Genomic DNA, 18,910 nt, shown 5'->3' with positions numbered 1-18,910 from the left:
ATGACTGAAAAAAAATATATCGTTGCGCTCGACCAGGGCACCACCAGCTCCCGCGCGGTCGTTATGGATCATGACGCGAATATCGTCAGCGTATCACAGCGCGAATTTGAGCAAATTTATCCTAAGCCAGGCTGGGTAGAACACGACCCGATGGAAATTTGGGCATCCCAAAGCTCAACGCTGGTAGAAGTGCTGGCCAAGGCCGATATCAGTTCCGATCAGATTGCCGCTATCGGTATCACCAACCAACGTGAAACCGCGATCGTCTGGGAACGTGAAACCGGCAAACCGATATACAACGCTATTGTCTGGCAGTGCCGTCGTACCGCCGATATTTGCGAACAGCTTAAACGCGACGGCCTGGAAGATTACATCCGCGACAATACCGGTCTGGTCGTCGACCCGTACTTCTCTGGCACTAAAGTGAAATGGATCCTTGACCATGTGGAAGGTTCGCGCGAACGCGCGAAGCGTGGCGAGCTGCTGTTCGGTACGGTGGATACCTGGCTTATCTGGAAGATGACGCAGGGCCGCGTCCACGTTACGGATTACACCAACGCCTCACGAACCATGCTGTTCAACATCCATGATTTGGACTGGGACGATAAGATGCTGGACGTGCTGGATATCCCACGCGCGATGCTGCCCCAGGTACGTAAGTCCTCCGAAGTCTACGGCCAGACCAATATTGGCGGTAAAGGCGGTACACGTATTCCTATCGCCGGGATTGCCGGGGATCAGCAGGCCGCGCTATTCGGCCAACTGTGCGTAAAGGAAGGAATGGCAAAGAATACCTACGGCACCGGCTGCTTTATGCTGATGAACACCGGCGAGAAAGCGGTAAAATCGGAAAACGGCCTGCTGACCACCATCGCCTGCGGCCCAAGCGGCGAAGTCAACTATGCGCTGGAAGGCGCGGTGTTTATGGCGGGAGCGTCCATTCAATGGCTGCGTGATGAAATGAAGCTCATCAGCGACGCGTTCGACTCCGAATATTTCGCCACGAAAGTGAAAGATACCAACGGTGTCTACGTGGTTCCAGCCTTCACCGGTCTGGGCGCGCCGTACTGGGATCCGTATGCCCGCGGCGCCATTTTTGGCCTGACCCGCGGCGTGAACTCCAATCACATTATCCGCGCGACGCTCGAATCCATCGCTTACCAGACCCGCGACGTACTGGAAGCGATGCAGGCCGACTCCGGTATCCGCCTGCACGCTCTGCGTGTGGACGGCGGCGCAGTGGCCAACAACTTCCTGATGCAGTTCCAGTCAGATATTCTCGGCACGCGGGTGGAACGCCCGGAAGTGCGCGAAGTGACCGCTCTGGGCGCCGCCTATCTGGCTGGTCTGGCCGTCGGTTACTGGCAGAACCTGGACGAGCTGCAGGAAAAAGCCGTCATTGAGCGAGAATTCCGCCCCGGCATTGAAACCACCGAGCGTAACTACCGTTACAGCGGCTGGAAGAAAGCGGTTAAACGCGCAATGGCGTGGGAAGAACACGACAAGTAAGGTCGCCATCCGGCAAAATCTTTGTGCGGGGGCAACTCCGCACACACATCAATTATTCCCTCCTTCCCCTGTGCTACACTGCGCGCCACTCCTTTTTGCTACGAGTTTTTTATGAGACGAGAACTTGCCATCGAATTTTCCCGTGTGACCGAAGCGGCAGCGCTGGCTGGCTACAAATGGCTGGGACGCGGCGATAAAAATACCGCGGACGGCGCGGCGGTCAACGCCATGCGTATCATGCTCAACCAGGTCAACATTGACGGCACCATCGTGATTGGCGAAGGCGAAATCGACGAGGCCCCGATGCTCTATATCGGCGAGAAAGTCGGTACCGGCCACGGCGATGCGGTAGATATCGCCGTCGATCCGATTGAGGGCACGCGCATGACGGCGATGGGTCAGGCGAACGCGCTGGCGGTGCTGGCGGTCGGCGATAAAGGCTGTTTCCTGAATGCGCCCGATATGTATATGGAAAAACTGATTGTCGGTCCGGGCGCCAAAGGGGCGATCGATCTCAATCTGCCGCTGGCGGATAACCTGCGCAACATCGCGGATGCGCTGGGTAAACCGCTTGGCGATCTGACCGTGACCATTCTGGCAAAACCGCGTCATGACGAGGTCATCGCAGAGATGGCCAAACTGGGCGTACGCGTGTTTGCCATTCCTGACGGCGACGTCGCGGCCTCAATTCTGACCTGTATGCCGGATAGCGAAGTCGACGTGCTGTACGGGATTGGCGGCGCACCAGAAGGCGTGGTATCCGCAGCGGTGATCCGCGCGCTGGACGGCGATATGCAGGGGCGTCTGCTGGCGCGCCATGATGTGAAAGGCGACAGCGAAGAAAACCGCCGCATTGGCGAACAGGAACTGGCGCGCTGCAAAGCAATGGGCATTGAAGCGGGCAAGGCGTTATGCCTGGGCGATATGGCGCGTAGCGATAACGTTATTTTCTCCGCGACCGGCATCACGAAAGGCGATCTGCTGGAAGGAATTAGCCGGAAAGGCCATATTGCCACGACGGAAACGCTGCTGATCCGCGGCAAATCACGCACCATCCGCCGCATTCAGTCTATCCACTATCTTGATCGTAAAGATCCGGATGTACAGGCGCATATCCTCTAGCGCATTTGTTAGTTAGAGCCTTCCAGCCTCGCGGGGCTGGAAATCTTTCTCCTGACGAACGAAGATAAGGTTAGCGATTCAGAACAGGAGAAAACCATGGCCGATTGGGTAACAGGTAAAGTCACTAAGGTGCAAAACTGGACTGACGCACTGTTCAGCCTGACCGTTCACGCCCCCATTAATCCTTTTACTGCAGGCCAATTTACCAAACTCGGACTGGAGATCGATGGCGAGCGCATTCAGCGCGCGTATTCCTATGTGAATGCGCCTGACAATCCGAATTTAGAGTTTTATCTGGTGACGGTGCCGCAAGGAAAGCTCAGCCCGCGGCTGGCGGCGCTAAAACCTGGCGATGAGGTGCAAGTGGTCAGCGACGCGTCGGGTTTCTTTGTACTGGATGAAGTGCCTGACTGCGAGACGCTATGGATGCTGGCGACCGGAACCGCTATTGGCCCGTATTTGTCTATTCTGCAATATGGGCAGGATGTCGCGCGCTTTAAAAATCTGGTCTTGGTCCACGCCGCACGCTTCGCCGCCGATTTAAGCTATCTGCCGCTAATGCTGGAACTACAACAGCGTTATGAAGGCAAGCTGCGCATCCAAACGGTGGTCAGCCGGGAGAGCGTGCCAGGCTCGCTTACCGGGCGCGTGCCTGCGCTCATTGAAAACGGCGAGCTGGAAAAAGCCGTTGGATTGCCGATGGATAAAGAGACCAGCCACGTCATGCTGTGCGGGAACCCGCAGATGGTGCGCGATACGCAGCAACTGCTGAAAGAGACCCGACAGATGACTAAACATCTGCGCCGCCGACCGGGGCATATGACGGCTGAACATTACTGGTGATGTTTTACCGAATGGCGGCTGGGGCTTATCCGGCCTCCTGCAAATCATCACCAATCTGTGGGCCCGGTAAGCGTCAGCGCCACCGGGCAAATTACGGTTTACCGCCCGTTTACGATTCTGCTTTAAACTTCACGTCCTGTGTCGCTTTCCCAAACTTATTTTCCCCCTGAACACCGACAAACGCGCCCAGATCGATAAGCATCATCACCAGGATCAGCGTCGGAATAAATCGCCCGACGACCCACTGCCACATCCCCGGCAGCATCACCCAGTTTCCGGCCAGCAGCATCCACGCCAGAATCATTAGCAACGCCCACGCGCCGGAACGTCCCCGGTCATGCAGACGTTTGACCATGACGGCGGCGGTCGGCCACAGCAGGCACACCAGGCAAAATGCCGCCGTTTGGATATCAAGCAGATTTTTCCCCGCCAGCGAAAATAGCGCCAGCATCCCGGCAAACCAGAGGCCGATCCAAATCCAGAAATCACGGCGTCCGATACGCCCTTTAAATGAGAATAACCATTGCTGTATGGTCATGTAAGTTCCTTATATTTTGCCTTCCGCTACAGTTTACCCTTTTGACAAGCCCGACAGTTATCGTTTTAATCGTGAGCAGTCCTAACGAAAGGTAAGATTGATGAAGCCAGGATGTACTCTGTTTCTACTGTTGTTTTCTGCTCTCACCGCCAGCATAACGGCGCACGCGCAGCTCTCTTCATCGACCACGACAGCGCCCTATCTGCTGGCGGGCTCGCCAACCTTTGATCTTTCTATTAGCCAGTTTCGTGAGAACTTTAACCGCCAGAATCCCGATCTGCCGCTCAATGAATTTCGCGCCATTGAGAATAGCCGCGATAAGGCGAATCTGACCCGCGCCGCCAGTAAGATTAACGAAAATCTGTATGCCTCCACGGCGCTGGAGCGCGGTACGCTCAAAGTGAAAAGTATGCAGATTACCTGGCTGCCCATTCAGGGGCCGGAACAGAAAGCGGCGAAAGCGAAAGCGCTGGAATATATGGCCGCCATTATTCGCACTGTCGCCCCGTTACTGACAAAAGAGCAAAGCCAGAAAAAACTGCAAAAGATGCTTATCGCCGGTAAAGGTAAACACTATTACGCCGAGACCGAAGGCGCGGTACGTTATGTTGTCGCAGATAACGGCGAAAAGGGGCTGACCTTCGCGGTTGAACCGATTAAGCTGGCGTTATCTGAAAATCTGGAAGGGGCGAATTGATGACAAAAAGCAAAGCCTTTCCGGGGATGAATCTCTATACTGTTTCACAGACCATGCTGCTCTGACGAGCGGCCATCTTCCTTAATTCGCTGACTAAGCGTGGAGAAATGAAATGCGACATCCTTTAGTGATGGGTAACTGGAAACTGAACGGCAGCCGCCACATGGTAAACGAACTGGTGGCTAACCTGCGTAAAGAACTGGCGGGCGTAGCAGGCTGCGACGTGGCAATCGCTCCGCCGGAAATGTATATCGATCTGGCGAAACGCGCTGCTGCCGGCAGCCACATCATGCTGGGCGCGCAGAACGTTGATCTGAACCTGTCTGGCGCATTCACCGGTGAAACTTCGGCTGAAATGCTGAAAGATATCGGCGCGCAGTACATTATTATCGGCCACTCCGAGCGTCGTACTTATCACAAAGAATCTGACGAGCTGATCGCCAAAAAATTCGCCGTACTGAAAGAACAAGGTCTGACGCCGGTACTGTGCATCGGTGAAACCGAAGCGGAAAACGAAGCGGGCAAAACAGAAGAAGTGTGCGCACGCCAGATCGACGCGGTACTGAAAACGCAGGGCGCGGCAGCCTTTGAAGGCGCGGTTATCGCTTACGAACCCGTATGGGCGATCGGTACCGGTAAATCTGCAACTCCTGCGCAGGCGCAGGCAGTGCACAAATTCATCCGTGACCACATTGCTAAAGCTGACGCGAAAATCGCTGAACAGGTCATTATCCAGTACGGCGGTTCTGTTAATGCGTCCAACGCAGCCGAACTGTTCGCGCAGCCGGACATCGACGGCGCACTGGTAGGCGGCGCTTCTCTGAAAGCTGACGCTTTCGCGGTGATCGTGAAAGCAGCAGAAGCTGCTAAACAGGCTTAATTGCCAATCAATGTCTGATGGCGCTGCGCTTATCAGGCCTACCAGCCGAGTGCTTATGTAGGCCTGATAAGGTAAAGCCGCCATCCGGCATTTATGCTGTGGAGGGTAAGAAAGTAGTATCCCCGGCAACCTTAAACATCGCCCTCCAGCTCCGCGTATTCTCAACCAGCCGATCATCACGAAATAACGCACTACCAGAAACAACACGATCGATGCCCTGTGCAATCAGCGAAGGCAATTGATCCTGCGTTAACGACCCATCAATAACGATAATTTTACCTTCGCGTTTATCACCAAGTAGACAGAGAAGCTGCGCCACGCGCTCGTGCAAATCACTGGAGCGCATTTTACTGCCGTATCCAGGGTTCACTGCCAGTAGTTGAATAACCTCGACGTCGCTCAGAATAGGGATAATGACATCCAGAGGCGTTGTCGGGCATAAACTAATCCCCCGGATCACCGGCATTTCACCGCCAATAACGGGCACGGTCTGCTGACCAAGCCAGCTTAGCGTATGATGCAGATGAATATCGCCTTCAGCCTGAAGCGTGATGCAGTGTGCGCCCGCCTTCACGCAGGCTTGCGCCGCCGTCCATTGATCCGCTACCATCAAATGAACATCTTTGATAAAGGTTTGCGGCAGTTGCCCAACTGCCCATGGCCCAACGGTAAACTGCGGGCAAAATTGACCATCCATCAAATCCAAATGCAACAGCGGCTGGTTTAACGCTTCCAACTGTTGCAGATAGCGATGCAACGCAATCCACTGCCCTGCCAGAATACCCACACTAAGCGGATATGACGCTAACAATGCCACACATGCTTCGCGCGTTAATCCGGCAAACTGGCTGTTCATGAGCGCTCCTTAAGGCATCAAACCCATAAAAACTTTTTTTGTCCGCGGACCGGTCATCAACGGTTCAAGCTGCTCCACGCAAGTTTTATAGTGTGGCGTTGTCTTATGAAAAGCGACGGCCTGTTCATCAACGTAGGCTTCATAAATATAAAATCGCGTAGGCACCTGCGGATCCTGCAGAACATCAAAACGCAAGTTACCCGGCTCTTTAATTGAGCCCAGATGATTTTGCCGAAAAACATCGATAAATTGTTCAACCTTGTCATCATGAACGTTAATTTCAACCAGCGTAACGTGCATCATTAACCCCCTGATTATTCCAAATAAAATAACAGTCATCCCCATCTCCTCGCATCGGTAAAAGATGGGGAAGCGATCTCATTTAACCTTTCTCACTCAAAAACAGCTCATAAGCACGCTCTGCTGTTTCGTTATGATGAACGACAGCATGTACCGCTTTAATCATGGCTACCGGATCTTCTGACTGGAATATATTACGCCCCATATCTACGCCAGAAGCCCCCTGGTCAATCGCCTGATAGCACATTTCCAATGCTTCACGTTCAGGCAGTTTTTTACCGCCGGCGATGACAATCGGCACCGGACAACCTGCCGCAATACGCTCAAAACCTTTATCGACATAATACGTTTTGATAATTTGCGCCCCCATTTCCGCAGCGATACGCGTTGCCAGTGAAAAATAACGCTGGTCGCGAGCCATATCTTTACCCACCCCGGTTACTGCCATTATTGGCATCCCGACGCGTAACCCGGCATCAATCAGTTGAATAATATTTTTAATCGACTGATGTTCATGCTCACTACCAATATAAACCTGTGCGGCAGCAGCACAGCTATTCAACCGCACAGCGTCATCCATCGCCACCGCAACCGCCTCATTGCTTAATTCAGTGAGAATAGAATTCGCCCCGGACGCGCGTAAAACGACTGGTTTATTAATTGCCGGAGGTACCACACTGCGTAATATGCCGCGAGTACACATTAAGACATCAGCATATTCAAAGAGCGGCGCAATATTGATATCAATACGCTCAAGTCCGGTTGTCGGCCCCTGGAAATATCCATGGTCAAAGGCCAGCATGACCGTTTTTCTGGTCCTGGGATTAAAAATCCTCGCCAGTCTGGACTGCATTCCCCAATCCAGCGCGCCACAGCCTTTTAATGCGAACAAAGTGTTAGTTTGTGGTTTATCGGTATGAAAATCTTTGCCATCTTTAATATCATCTAAATCAGCCATTCTTTACTCCGTCGATACATAACAGTTATCAGAAATCATATTTGTCGATATTGTCTTTGTTGAAAATGACACGCTCCGGCAATAACACAATGCCGTTACCTTTTGCCTCATAGTGATATCCCTGCTCACTATTAGGTGAAACGGTAACTTTGCCGATGCCGGGAATATCCAGTGAATCACCGACATTCATTGGCATATTTTTCAGCAACGCGTTGGCGACATATACGGAAATTTTTCCCTGTTGGACGACATCCCACAGGCCAAACTCTTTAACAGTGCCGCGCTGAACATAAGGGCGCATTACATTCGGCGTACTAAAACCAACAATCGCGAGATTATTGCGTTTAAGGTTCTCCGCCGCCTGTGCCGCAGCAGGTAAAGCGTTAGCGTCAGGCGCGATGATGGCATCCAGATCGGGATACGCTTTGATGATACCTTCCGCCGTCTGGAGCGATTTCGTGGCATCGTTATAGCCAAACTGGGTAGTGACTATCTCCCACCCCGGATGTTCCTGGCTAATTTTGGCTTTAGCTTCTTTTACCCACTGGTTCTGGTCGGTCACCGTTGGGCTGGAATAGAAGAAAGCGACTTTCGCTTTCTCTTTGTCCACCTGATGAGCGGCCATCTCTACCAGCATGCTGCCGAGCTGTTTTGGCGTCCCTTGATTGATATAGTAAGAACGGCACTCCGGCTTGGTATCGGAGTCCCAGGTTAATATTTTCACGCCTCTTTGCATTGCCCGCTTCAACGCCGGGCACAGGCCATCAGGCGAAACGGCAGAAACGATAATGGCGTCATACCCCTGATTGACAAAGTTATTCACCAGTTGAACCTGGCCTGAGACGCTGGGCTCTGTAGGGCCATCGTAAGTTACGTCAATGCCCAGCGCTTTTCCCGCTTCCTGCGCGCCATTGCCGCCGCTGGTAAAAAAGCCCACGCCAACCAGTTTGGGAATAAAAGCAATCCGCTCTGCCGCCTGCACGGTCATTGCCGCAGATGCCAGACCAAACGCAGTGAGTAAGGCGATCATTTTAATGCTGTGTCTTGCCATTTTTTTCTCCATAAATTTCAAAAGGAAATCATGCCTGATGCGCATTGCGACGGCGTGAGTACCATTCAAGGATTTGGTGACGATGCAAACTGACGGAACGACCAACGACAACAACAATGAGAAGCGCACCGGACAATGCGCTGGAAATTTGATTCGGCACTCCGGCCATCTGTAGCCCCTGCTGTAAAAATCCCACCAGCAGCGCCGCCAACGCGGACCCCATAATCGACCCGGAGCCGCCATAAATATTGGCGCCTCCCAGCACAACCGCCGTAATGGCCGGCATCAGGAAAGAGGCGCCCAGATCCGAACGTGCGGAGCCAAAGTAAGAAACCAGTAATACGGCTGCGATCGCGGAGGCGCATCCGGTCATGGCATACACTGTATACAACGTGCGATTCACCGGGATCGCGCTGTACTGCGCGACACGGGCGCTCTGGCCAATCAGGAAAACGTTGCGTCCCATATGCGTGCGATGCATGAGCAGCCAGAAAAACAGACAGCACACAAGAAAAAAAATAAGCGGCATGGGAATACCAAGAAATGAAATATTGGCAAAGTCAGTGAACGCTGTGGGAAATCCACCAATACCTTCATAACCTGTGGCGCCAGCCATACCAGATAACAATAATGCGCTACCACCAAATAAATACATGGTTCCCAGGGTAATCACCAACGGGTTTACGCCGGTATAAATAATAAGTCCGGCATTTATCAGCCCACATATTGCGCCAAGTAGTAGGGTAATAATAATCGCTAAAGGTAGCGGCATACCGAGCTGAAACAGCACACCCAGGGTAATCGCGCATAGCCCGATTGTAGAACCAAATGAAATATCCATACCACCGCTGACAATAACCATTGTTAGCGGCAAAGCGACAATACCGATACAAATAAAATCGCTAGTGCTAAAAAGTAAGACATTAATATCTAATAAACGTGGATTAATCAGACCGAAAGCCAGAATTTCAAAGATCAATAAGGCTGCCAGCGCAATTTCCCAGCTATAGCGTCGCCATGGATTCATCATGCCACCTCTTTGTTTTTATTCTGTTGTGCGTGCGTTTTTGCTTCCGCCTGTAGTGGAGTGGGTGGTGATATAAAACGGGCATATTTCTGGCGGCGCAGATTGCGTTGTAATGCGCAACGCAGCCGCCCATCGAATACCAGTACGCCCAACAATACCAGGCCGGCAATAAAATCGTTCCACCAGGCGGGAATACGCAGCAGCACTAACACACTATCGATTTGCGTAAGAAAATAAGCGCCGAGAATAGCGCCGATGACCGTGCCTGACCCGCCTAACAGGCTAATTCCCCCCAATACGCAGGCCGCGATGGCTTTCATTTCCAGCCCCGTGCCAGTTTGATTGGGAATGAAGCCAATCTGCGAGGCAAACACGATTCCAGCCAATGCCGCCATACCGCCATTAAGTGAAAATGCCATGATGCGTACCATCTCGGTACGGACACCCAATTGCCGGGCGCCCTGCAGGTTATCGCCGGTGGCGTAAAAATTGCGGCCAAAGGCGGTTTTCGCCAGGAGCCAGGCCATAAGCAGCGCTAACACCAGGGTAAACCAGCCGATTGCGGAAATTCCCAGAAACACCGGAGCAGAGAGTTGCTTTAAGTCTGCGGGTAATCCTTCAATCCATTTCCCCCCTGTCCATAGCAGCATGATCCCACGATACAAGCCCAGCGTTCCCAGAGTGGCGACAATGGCGGGTATCTTCAACCAGGCAACCAGTACGCCATTAAAAAATCCGGCGACAATTCCTAATATTAGTGTGGCCAGGCAGGCGACCGGCAGGCTATAGCCGGCGTTTAACATCACTCCCAGCAATACCGCGCACATGCCTGTCGTCGAGCCCACCGATACATCAATATTGCGGGTGAGCATTACCATCGTCGCGCCAATCGCCAACAGCATCAAAATTTGCGCGCTACTGAAAACCATTGTCAGCGTTTGCACGCTCAAATACTGGCTATCCAGCGCGCCAGGAAACACGAATAAACAGACTATTGCCAGCAGCGCCGTCGCTTCCCGATTATTTTGGATGAATTTCAACATGTTGCCTCCGACGCACCATGTTCGCCAAACGCAACGTGCATGATGGTATCAACGTTAATTTCCTCGCCGCATAACGCAGGCCCCCCCAGTTCCCCCTGGTGCATGACATATACGCGATCGGCCATCTGCTCTATCTCTTCCAGATCGGAGGAAATAAACAGCACTGCGACATTTTGTTGCGCGATACTGCGCAACAGCTGATAAATATCGCTGCGGGCGGAGACATCGACACCGCGGGTCGGTTCATCGACAATCAGTAATTGCGGAGAGGCTTCCAGGCATTTGGCAATCAATACTTTTTGCTGGTTACCGCCGGATAAAGTACGCGCCGCCTGTTCGGCATTATTGAGTTTGATATTTAACGCGCGGTGGTAACGTTCAAGGGTGGCGTTATCCCGCTGGGGCTTTATCCAAAATCCTTTTTGGTTGTGGGTCAGCGAACAGACATTCCATGCCAGGGAAGCGTCAAGATACAGCCCGGATGACTGCCGATCTTCCGGCAAATAGACCAGGCCGAGCTGCAACCGCTGTTGGGTTGTCAGGGCGTTAATTTCTTCACCATTGAACAGCATCCGCCCCGCATTGACCGGTCTAATACCGTACAGCGTTTCAGCCAGTTCTGTGCGTCCCGCGCCGACCAACCCGGCCAGACCAAGGATTTCGCCTGCCCGCACCTCAAGGTTGATATTCATAAAACCTTCGCCCGTCAGTGACTCCAGCGCTAATACCGTCGCGCCGCGTTCGTTCTGCGGGCGGCTGCCAGGCAATTCCAGCCACAACTTTTGATTCGCGGAAAGACTGACGCCCTGCGTTGCCGGGGTGATAGCTTGAATAATCTCGTCGGTAGAAAGGTCATGCGTTTTTCCGAATAATGCGATTTTACCGTCACGCATCACGCTAACACAGTGAGCTAACTGTCTAATTTCTGGTAGCTTATGAGAAATAAATACAATTCCGACACCCTTTTTCAGCAACTCTTGCAGACGCGTAAATAACCGATCAGTTTCGGCTGGCGTTAACGACGCCGTGGGCTCATCAAGAATTAAGATTCGCGAGTCGCGCATCAAGCCGCGCATAATTTCAACGATCTGGCGGTCTGCAACATCAAGCGTACCCGCAGCGCTCGCCGGATCAAGTTGGCATCCCATCGCCTTTAATAGCTGCTGCATTTTTTCCGTGGAGGCCTGACGTCCCTGCAAGCCAAACAAGATATTTTCCCGCACAGATAAACTCGGAAATAACAGAGGCTCCTGGGGAACCAGGTAAATGCCATACTGGTGCGCCTTCAGAGGCGTTAAATGACTGCAACGCACACCAGCAATATCGATAGTCCCTCCATCTGGCGGGACTATACCGGCAATAATCTTCATTAATGTTGATTTACCCGCACCATTGCCGCCAAGCAATGCGTGCACCTCTCCCGCATGCAGAGTAAAGTCAATTCCCTTTAGTACTTCGACGCCGGAATAACTTTTATAAATGTTCTGCACACAAATCAGAGGGGATGCAGTATTGTGACTGATTTGCATGTTGCCTCCGCTCCCTCAATGTTGACTGACGGGACTGAACAAATGTTTTTTGAAAAAGAAATTGTTCAAAACGGTAGTAGTTATTTGGTCAAAAAACTCTCATCCAGATCACGTTTTCTGAATAAATGAATTTTTAGATGATAAATGTTCAGATTTGACGCGTTTTTGTGGCGTTAATCACGGTTATTTCGGAGTGATAACTGAACAATTGTGTTAATGATTTAGAAATGTTCAAAGTAAAGCCAGGTTATGACAATGAGCGATAATACGTTGGTATCTGATTATGGAATGTGCGAAGAAGAGCAGGTGGCGCGTATTGCCTGGTTCTACTATCACGATGGATTGACGCAGAGTGAAATCAGCGAGCGTCTGGGGCTAACCCGGCTGAAGGTTTCTCGTCTGCTGGAGAAAGGGCATCAGTCCGGTATTATTCGCGTACAAATCAACTCCCGCTTCGAAGGGTGTCTTGAGTATGAAAATGCCTTGCGCAACCACTTCGCATTGCAGAATATCCGCGTGCTGCCGGCATTACCCGATGCCGATATTGGTCTGCGCTTAGGAATCGGCGCCGCCCATATGTTGATGGAGTCACTGCGGCCACAGCAACTGCTGGCCGTCGGCTTTGGCGAAGCCACGATGACCACATTAAAACGCCTCAGCGGATTTATCTCGGCGCAACAAATCCGACTGGTCACGTTATCCGGCGGCGTGGGGCCGTATATGACCGGAATAGGCCAGCTTGATGCCGCTTGTAGCGTAAGTATTATGCCCGCGCCGCTGCGCGCATCATCGCAGGAAATTGCCTGCACGCTGCGCAATGAAAATAGCGTGCGGGATGTGATGCTCACAGCGCAAGCTGCCGATGCCGCCATCGTGGGGATTGGGGCAATTAACCAGAAAGATCAAGCCAGTATCTTAAAATCCGGTTATATCACTCAGGGTGAACAACTCATGATTGGCCGCAAAGGCGCAGTAGGCGATATTCTGGGCTATTTTTTTGATGCTCATGGCGAAATTATTCCAGACATCAAAATCCATAACGAATTAATTGGCCTGAAGTTAAATTCACTTTCCACGATCCCAACCGTGATTGGCGTCGCCGGCGGCGAACAAAAAGCAGAAGCTATTATTGCCGCTATGCGCGGTAACTATATCAATGCGCTGGTTACCGATCAGAAAACCGCAGGAAAAATAATTCAACTTATTGAAAAATAAAAAATAAAATAACACTTACCTCAATTCAATAAACAATAACTGACAGGATTTTATGTAACGATGTAAAAATAGCCGAGGATAAAAAAATGGCTCGACTCTGTACCCATACTGAATCAGGACATTACCTGATGGCTCTTGACGCCGGTACCGGTAGCGTCAGAGCAGTAATTTTTGATCTACAAGGAAAGCAAATAGCTGTCGGTCAAGCGGAATGGCAGCATCTGGCCGTGCCGGATGTGCCTGGTTCGATGGAGTTTGATCTTGCCAAAAACTGGCAACTGGCTTGCCAGTGTATCCGTCAGGCACTACAGAAAGCCGCCATCCCTGCAACGGCTATCGCTGCCGTATCGGCCTGCTCGATGCGTGAAGGCATTGTTATTTATGACAGTAACGGCGAACCCATTTGGGCCTGCGCTAATGTTGACGCCCGCGCGGCGCACGAAGTCAGTGAATTAAAAGAGCTGCACGATAACACCTTTGAGGAGGAAGTTTATCGTTGCTCCGGGCAAACGCTGGCGCTCAGCGCTATTCCGCGTCTGCTCTGGCTTGCCCACCATCGTCCGGATATTTATCATCGCGCATCAACCGTCACTATGATCAGCGACTGGATGGCCTTTATGCTCAGCGGCGAACTGGCGGTCGATCCCTCCAACGCAGGCACGACGGGGTTATTGGATCTGGTGACCCGCAACTGGAAACGTAGCCTGTTACAGATGGCGGGCCTGCGTTCTGACATTCTCTCGCCGGTAAAAGAAACCGGGACGCTGCTCGGTCACATTTCACAGAAAGCGGCTGAACAGTGCGACCTGCAAGCGGGTACGCCGGTCATCGTTGGCGGCGGCGATGTGCAGTTAGGCTGTCTGGGGCTGGGCGTCGTACGCCCGGCGCAAACGGCCGTGCTGGGCGGAACCTTCTGGCAACAGGTCGTCAATCTTCCCGCGCCGGTCACCGACCCAAACATGAACGTTCGCATCAATCCTCATGTGATCCCCGGTATGGTACAAACCGAGTCTATTAGCTTTTTTACTGGGTTAACGATGCGTTGGTTCCGCGACGCCTTTTGCGCCGAGGAAAAACTAATCGCTGAAAGGTTAGGTATTGATGCGTATTCCCTGCTGGAAGATATGGCCAGCCGGGTGCCTCCCGGCGCGTACGGTGTGATGCCCATCTTCTCTGACGTTATGCGTTTTAAACGCTGGTACCATGCCGCGCCGTCGTTTATCAATCTGTCTATCGATCCTGAAAAGTGTAATAAAGCGACCCTATTTCGCGCGCTGGAAGAGAATGCCGCCATTGTTTCCGCCTGCAATTTACAGCAAATTGCCGCGTTTTCCGGCGTACAGGCCGACTCGCTGGTTTTTGCCGGCGGAGGATCTAAAGGCAAATTATGGAGCCAAATCCTTGCCGACGTTACGGGACTCACCGTTCACGTACCTGTCGTCAAAGAAGCTACCGCGTTAGGGTGCGCTATTGCCGCAGGCGTTGGCGTGGGTATCTGGCCATCGCTGGCGGAAACGGGAGAAAAGCTAGTGCGATGGGATCGGGAGCATAAACCTAATCCTGAAAATTTCGCTGTCTATCAGCAGGCCAGAGAAAAATGGCAGGCCGTTTATCAGGATCAACGCGCGCTGGTCGATGGTGGCTTAACGACATCCCTCTGGAAAGCGCCAGGCCTGTAACAGGAGAATAAGCATGCAAAAAACGAATGAGAAGAATCATGAATACCGCTTTGGCGATAATGGCCCTAAATACTTAATCCGTGGGCCGGGCTGCGATATGGGCGTCGTCATACTACAACCAGGGCAGTCATTCCCTAACCATCGCCATAATACCGCTTGTGAGGTTTTTTATACCCTAAGCGGTGAAGTGTGCCTGTATCTGGAAGGAACACCTCATATCCTGCAAACTGGAGATGTTTTACAGTGCGAACCTGGGGAGGCGCATTATCTCATTAATAACGGCGATAAACCCTGGAAAGGCGTGTTTATTAAATCGCCGCATCTGGAAAATGACAGCCACCCCGCAGATCCACCAGCCTGGTAACGCCCGCGCCATCGCCAGATTTTGCCGGATAGCGCCACGAGAGCCTTGTCCGGCCTCCAAACGGCATTCGTTAATGCAATATCAAGCTGTCATTTGATGACCTGTTGGTTCAAGATATCACACTGATGATCCTGAATTTCCTCGGCAGAAGCGCGATTGAAGATCAGTAAATTACGCTCGGTCGCCAGCAGGACAAAAGAGCCATCGCTTTGGCGTACCACCGCCAGCGCGATACATCACAGCATCCCCGCCCGCGCAGGAACTTTCCCTGGTCCCATCGCCACCACAGCAGCAAAAAACAGCAGTGCGGTCATAAACTCCGGCAGTGGCGAAGTCGCCCACAGAAGGATAGTAATGCCAACCATGATGAAAGGAAGGAACAGAGGATGGGGCAACCAGAGCGACATACCTGTCTCCTGACGATTTTTTCAGCAAGAATACGGCGGACAGTCAGGCAGGTAAACGCCAGATATAGTGGGGTTATCGCAAGATTAAGCGGACAGATCAGTGATAATGAATTTCACCAAAGTATTCAGACAGCACGTAATAGCGGCAATACTCAAAAGGGCTGTCCTTCCCGGCCTGAAACGTCTGTCTGGCGACGGATAACAGCGGTTTATTGGCGGCGATTTGCAATTTTTCGCACAGGTCAGCGGAAGGTAAAATCGCCTCAACTTTTTCTATCGCCGAGTCGCTTGTGACGTTTAATAACGAATAAAGCGACGTATGCTCCAGCGCCTGCGGTGTGAGCTGCAGATCGGGAAAGAAGCTCAGATCGAGATAGATCTTTTCATGGTTAAACGGACGGTTATTCAGGCAACGAATACGCGAAATATAGAGATAGTGATGCTGTGCGGGCAGGCTCAAGCCGTCTGCCTGAGCGTCGCGCGCGCGGCGCGGCGCGATTTCCAGAATACGGTTCTCAATCGCCACGCTGGCGTCCTGGAGATCGCGGGTAATACCGCGAAACGTGTGCCCGTAGCTCACGCCTTCCGGCACCGAGCACACCACCGAACCACTCCCGCGCTGCGACGAAATAATGCCCGCATTGATTAATTCGCTCCAGGCCTGTTTAACCACAATCAGCGAGACGTTGTAGGATCTGGCAATCTCTTTTTGCGTCGGTAGTTGGCTACCCAAAGGCAAAGACCCGTTCTGGATCTGCTGACAGATGATAAAAAATAGTTGCTTATAAAGCGGAGTAAAGCTCGTTTTATCAACCTGCAAGCTGCGCACCTCACGTCTTCGCCAGCAGGGGACGTTTTACCGTCCCCGGCAGGGTGAAGTCGCTACCCTGCGATTTGCCTGGCCAGTTCTGCCAAATCGAAATGATTCATACGATCCAAAGTCGTTAAATAATCGGCGGGAAAAGCCTCCACGCCATGGAATGCGCCGGAAATCGCCCCAACCATGGTGGCGACAGTATCAGTATCATTGCCGATATTAACGCCGGAGATAATAGCATCTACGGCAGAATTCGGACAACACGCGAACAGGCCAAAGGCCGCCGGCACCGCTTCACTCACGTGCAGCCCGGAGCCAATAATATCGGCAATATCCACTATCGCCGTTTCCCAATGGCGATGACGTTTACCGATATCTACGGCCAGCTCAATGCGTCGGGCAACGGAAGGACCTGCCACCATCATCGCACCTTGCTCCTGCGCCAGCAGATAACCTCTTTGCGCACCGTAAATACCGGCGGCAATAATGCTGTCTGCGTTGGTCTGCGCTCTTAACGCCTCGCTGGTTGCCGCCGCCATCGCCGCTGCGCCGGACATCGCCAGCACGTTATTATGGGTAAAGCGGCAAATCTGCAGCGCGCAGTCAATCGCCGCGTCAATATCACCCGGATGCAGCACCGCCGCTGGCCAAATCTTCATGGCCGCGCCGTTGGTGGCTTCGGCATTACCCTTATTAATGATCTGTACCGATTGTTTTTCGCCTTCCAGCTCGCCCTGCAAAGAGGCGCGATTATCATTAAATATCGCTTTCATTGCCGCACGCGTCGTCGGACCGGTAAAGTTGGCGTAGAAAGGATAATCCAGCCACTGCTGGAAAGCCTCGCGCATCGCTTCGTCGCTGACTTCACGCTGATGGCGCAGCAGCGCGTCCATAATGTACTTAGCCTGAATAAAATCATCCGTGCACATACCCGCTTCATTGCAGCGGCCAAACGTGTCCGCAGGCGGTTTTTGAAAGGTCGTCACCCAGCCGCCAAAATAGTCTTTTATCTGCTGCTGGGTGCGTACTTCCGTCGCGGCTCCCATCGCATCCGCCGCAGCGGCACCCACCAGGCATCCCAGTATTTTGTTTTGATCAACGTGCATGATGACTCCTTATTTCACGGTCATGGCTTGTGCCAGCGAATGGCTGGACAGAAAAGTGTTTAGCTGGTCGGGAAACGGCAGAGCGGTCATTGCGCCTTTTGCCGTCACCGCCATAGCGCCGCAGGCATTGGCATTGCTGATGGCTTCCGCCAGCAGGGCATGATCCCAGCAATTTGCGCGGGAAAGGGTGAACAGCAGGCCGCCGACAAAAGCATCGCCTGCCCCGGTGGTATCGACGACATCGACGCGCGGTGCGGGAAAATGGAGCTCCCCCTCGGCGGTAATCAACAGCGCGCCATCGGCCCCCAGCGAAATGATGGTGGTGTCGCAGCCCAGATCGCGCAGGTAATAACGCGCATCCTGCCAGTGACTGGCCCCGCTGAGCTGGCACAGCTCATCTGCCGAGACTTTGCAGATAGAAGCCAGCGCGGCGGACCGGGCGATCAGTTCAGGGATTTCATCAGTATTCCCCCACATTTTGCTGCGCAGATTGACGTCAAACAGTACGTAACCACCCGCTTCACGCATTCTTCTCGCTCCCTCAAGGCACGCCTCGCGAGCGGGCCTGTCGGTGAGGCCAATTGAGCTGAAGTAAAACCATTCGTGCTGCCTGAACGGCGGCAGGTCCTGCGGCGAGACGTAGGTATCGGCACCCGGATGCACCAGATAGGTAAAGCTGCGCTCCCCATCAGCCGTCAGGTTGACGATCAGCACCGCGCTGGTCAGGGCCGGATCCATGCGTAGAAAAGAGACATCCACACCGTTATCCTGAAAAACCTGGCGCAGGAAACGGCCGGCGTCATCGTCGCCAAGACAGCCAATAAAACCGCACTCTCCGCCCAGCCTGGCAACGCATACCCCCACATTCGCCGACGCTCCGCCGGGGCATTTCAGATAGCTGTTCTGTTTTTCCGGCACCAGATCAACGGAAGCATCGCCGATAACCCAAACCTTATTCATGGCCTTCAT

Annotated in this window: 19 protein-coding genes and 2 pseudogenes; 8 read left to right on the top strand and 13 right to left on the bottom strand. The window is 52.7% G+C overall.

What is annotated here, in order from left to right:
* The 3 genes from glpK to fpr all read left to right on the top strand — a co-directional run bounded on the left by glpK (window position 1) and on the right by fpr (window position 3,474).
* Window positions 1-1,509, top strand: a complete 1,509-nt coding sequence (gene glpK / locus ACLJZ5_RS19385) for a glycerol kinase GlpK (RefSeq protein ID WP_000136809.1) — start codon at window positions 1-3, stop codon at window positions 1,507-1,509.
* 111 nt (window positions 1,510-1,620) lie between these two features.
* The gene (glpX, locus tag ACLJZ5_RS19380) at window positions 1,621-2,631 is read left to right on the top strand and encodes a class II fructose-bisphosphatase (RefSeq protein WP_001250624.1); all 1,011 of its coding nucleotides are present in this window, start codon (window positions 1,621-1,623) and stop codon (window positions 2,629-2,631) included.
* A 96-nt stretch (window positions 2,632-2,727) separates the two neighbouring features.
* A complete protein-coding gene (gene fpr, locus ACLJZ5_RS19375) occupies window positions 2,728-3,474 on the top strand; it encodes a ferredoxin--NADP(+) reductase (protein ID WP_000796289.1) in 747 nt (248 codons plus the stop codon).
* A 109-nt stretch (window positions 3,475-3,583) separates the two neighbouring features.
* Here fpr and ACLJZ5_RS19370 read toward each other — a convergent pair whose 3' ends face one another.
* On the bottom strand, window positions 3,584-4,012 hold the full coding sequence (locus tag ACLJZ5_RS19370; protein ID WP_000155238.1) for a DUF805 domain-containing protein: 429 nt from the start codon (window positions 4,010-4,012) through the stop codon (window positions 3,584-3,586).
* 100 nt (window positions 4,013-4,112) lie between these two features.
* On the opposite strand from ACLJZ5_RS19370, the gene ACLJZ5_RS19365 reads away from it, so the two are divergent.
* Both ACLJZ5_RS19365 and tpiA read left to right on the top strand, forming a co-directional pair.
* Window positions 4,113-4,709, top strand: coding sequence for a YiiQ family protein (locus tag ACLJZ5_RS19365; RefSeq protein WP_000802241.1), 597 nt, complete (start codon window positions 4,113-4,115; stop codon window positions 4,707-4,709).
* A 112-nt stretch (window positions 4,710-4,821) separates the two neighbouring features.
* A complete protein-coding gene (gene tpiA / locus ACLJZ5_RS19360; protein WP_001216335.1) occupies window positions 4,822-5,589 on the top strand; it encodes a triose-phosphate isomerase in 768 nt (255 codons plus the stop codon).
* A 91-nt stretch (window positions 5,590-5,680) separates the two neighbouring features.
* Here tpiA and ACLJZ5_RS19355 read toward each other — a convergent pair whose 3' ends face one another.
* The 7 genes from ACLJZ5_RS19355 to lsrA form a co-directional block, all read right to left on the bottom strand.
* Window positions 5,681-6,445, bottom strand: a complete 765-nt coding sequence (locus tag ACLJZ5_RS19355; RefSeq protein ID WP_024798179.1) for an epimerase — start codon at window positions 6,443-6,445, stop codon at window positions 5,681-5,683.
* Window positions 6,446-6,454: 9 nt separating this feature from the next.
* A complete protein-coding gene (gene lsrG / locus ACLJZ5_RS19350) occupies window positions 6,455-6,745 on the bottom strand; it encodes a (4S)-4-hydroxy-5-phosphonooxypentane-2,3-dione isomerase (RefSeq protein WP_001543603.1) in 291 nt (96 codons plus the stop codon).
* Window positions 6,746-6,827: 82 nt separating this feature from the next.
* Window positions 6,828-7,703, bottom strand: a complete 876-nt coding sequence (gene lsrF, locus ACLJZ5_RS19345; RefSeq protein ID WP_000774150.1) for a 3-hydroxy-5-phosphonooxypentane-2,4-dione thiolase — start codon at window positions 7,701-7,703, stop codon at window positions 6,828-6,830.
* A 28-nt stretch (window positions 7,704-7,731) separates the two neighbouring features.
* Window positions 7,732-8,754 (bottom strand): autoinducer 2 ABC transporter substrate-binding protein LsrB, encoded by a 1,023-nt coding sequence (gene lsrB / locus ACLJZ5_RS19340; RefSeq protein ID WP_000090737.1) that lies wholly within the window; start codon window positions 8,752-8,754, stop codon window positions 7,732-7,734.
* 28 nt (window positions 8,755-8,782) lie between these two features.
* On the bottom strand, window positions 8,783-9,784 hold the full coding sequence (gene lsrD, locus ACLJZ5_RS19335) for an autoinducer 2 ABC transporter permease LsrD (RefSeq protein ID WP_000981826.1): 1,002 nt from the start codon (window positions 9,782-9,784) through the stop codon (window positions 8,783-8,785).
* A complete protein-coding gene (gene lsrC / locus ACLJZ5_RS19330; RefSeq protein WP_024798211.1) occupies window positions 9,781-10,824 on the bottom strand; it encodes an autoinducer 2 ABC transporter permease LsrC in 1,044 nt (347 codons plus the stop codon). The genes lsrD and lsrC overlap by 4 nt, the downstream gene beginning before the upstream one ends.
* Window positions 10,818-12,353, bottom strand: coding sequence for an autoinducer 2 ABC transporter ATP-binding protein LsrA (gene lsrA / locus ACLJZ5_RS19325; RefSeq protein WP_001167248.1), 1,536 nt, complete (start codon window positions 12,351-12,353; stop codon window positions 10,818-10,820). The genes lsrC and lsrA overlap by 7 nt, the downstream gene beginning before the upstream one ends.
* A gap of 255 nt (window positions 12,354-12,608) precedes the next feature.
* On the opposite strand from lsrA, the gene lsrR reads away from it, so the two are divergent.
* The 3 genes from lsrR to ACLJZ5_RS19310 all read left to right on the top strand — a co-directional run bounded on the left by lsrR (window position 12,609) and on the right by ACLJZ5_RS19310 (window position 15,611).
* The gene (gene lsrR / locus ACLJZ5_RS19320; protein WP_001283049.1) at window positions 12,609-13,568 is read left to right on the top strand and encodes a transcriptional regulator LsrR; all 960 of its coding nucleotides are present in this window, start codon (window positions 12,609-12,611) and stop codon (window positions 13,566-13,568) included.
* Between the two features lie 86 nt (window positions 13,569-13,654).
* A complete protein-coding gene (gene lsrK, locus ACLJZ5_RS19315; RefSeq protein WP_000113084.1) occupies window positions 13,655-15,247 on the top strand; it encodes an autoinducer-2 kinase in 1,593 nt (530 codons plus the stop codon).
* A gap of 13 nt (window positions 15,248-15,260) precedes the next feature.
* Entirely contained in the window at window positions 15,261-15,611 is a 351-nt protein-coding gene (locus tag ACLJZ5_RS19310; protein ID WP_001173083.1) for a cupin domain-containing protein, read from the top strand.
* An 89-nt stretch (window positions 15,612-15,700) separates the two neighbouring features.
* On the opposite strand, the pseudogene ACLJZ5_RS19305 reads toward ACLJZ5_RS19310, so the two are convergent.
* From ACLJZ5_RS19305 to ACLJZ5_RS19285, 5 genes and pseudogenes are all read right to left on the bottom strand, one after another.
* Window positions 15,701-15,841, bottom strand: a pseudogene (locus tag ACLJZ5_RS19305) (CDP-diacylglycerol diphosphatase); the annotation flags it as partial.
* Between the two features lie 51 nt (window positions 15,842-15,892).
* Window positions 15,893-16,018 (bottom strand): annotated as a pseudogene (locus tag ACLJZ5_RS19300) (hypothetical protein); the annotation flags it as partial.
* 97 nt (window positions 16,019-16,115) lie between these two features.
* Window positions 16,116-16,838, bottom strand: coding sequence for a GntR family transcriptional regulator (locus ACLJZ5_RS19295; protein WP_001528882.1), 723 nt, complete (start codon window positions 16,836-16,838; stop codon window positions 16,116-16,118).
* 62 nt (window positions 16,839-16,900) lie between these two features.
* Window positions 16,901-17,941 carry an ADP-ribosylglycohydrolase family protein gene (locus ACLJZ5_RS19290; protein ID WP_024798212.1) on the bottom strand — a complete coding sequence of 347 codons (1,041 nt, stop codon included), beginning with the start codon at window positions 17,939-17,941 and terminating at the stop codon, window positions 16,901-16,903.
* Window positions 17,942-17,950: 9 nt separating this feature from the next.
* Window positions 17,951-18,910, bottom strand: coding sequence for an aminoimidazole riboside kinase (locus ACLJZ5_RS19285; RefSeq protein WP_024798213.1), 960 nt, complete (start codon window positions 18,908-18,910; stop codon window positions 17,951-17,953).

It is taken from the genome of Salmonella sp. 5800 (assembly GCF_046558195.1).
Taxonomy (GTDB): Bacteria; Pseudomonadota; Gammaproteobacteria; order Enterobacterales; family Enterobacteriaceae; genus Salmonella; species Salmonella enterica.
Note: the sequence above shows the minus strand (reverse complement) of the source record. Positions and strands in the feature narration are given on the sequence as shown.